The sequence below is a fragment of the Pseudomonas sp. PS02302 genome, from assembly GCF_029959585.1.
Lineage (GTDB): Bacteria > Pseudomonadota > Gammaproteobacteria > Pseudomonadales > Pseudomonadaceae > Chryseomonas > Chryseomonas aestiva.
Window position 1 is genome coordinate 1 of the sequence record NZ_JASCON010000178.1, and the last position, 431, is coordinate 431.

Below are 431 nucleotides of genomic sequence, written 5' to 3' on the forward strand. Positions count from 1 at the left end.
GGCTCCCACTGCTTGTACGCATACGGTTTCAGGTTCTATTTCACTCCCCTCTCCGGGGTTCTTTTCGCCTTTCCCTCACGGTACTGGTTCACTATCGGTCAGTCAGGAGTATTTAGCCTTGGAGGATGGTCCCCCCATATTCAGACAGGGTTTCTCGTGCCCCGTCCTACTCGATTTCATTGATAAGAGCGTTTCGCGTACAGGGCTATCACCCACTATGGCCGCCTTTTCCAAAGCGTTCCGCTACTCTCAAATCAACTTAAGGGCTGGTCCCCGTTCGCTCGCCACTACTAAGGGAATCTCGGTTGATTTCTTTTCCTCAGGGTACTTAGATGTTTCAGTTCCCCTGGTTCGCCTCTTAACCCTATGGATTCAGGTTAAGATACCTAGCTTATGCTAGGTGGGTTTCCCCATTCAGAGATCTCCGGGTC

At 51.0% G+C, this 431-nt stretch carries 1 rRNA gene; it reads right to left on the minus strand.

The features are described 5' to 3' along the window. Positions 1-431 (minus strand): 23S ribosomal RNA (locus QMX82_RS25705); the annotation flags it as partial.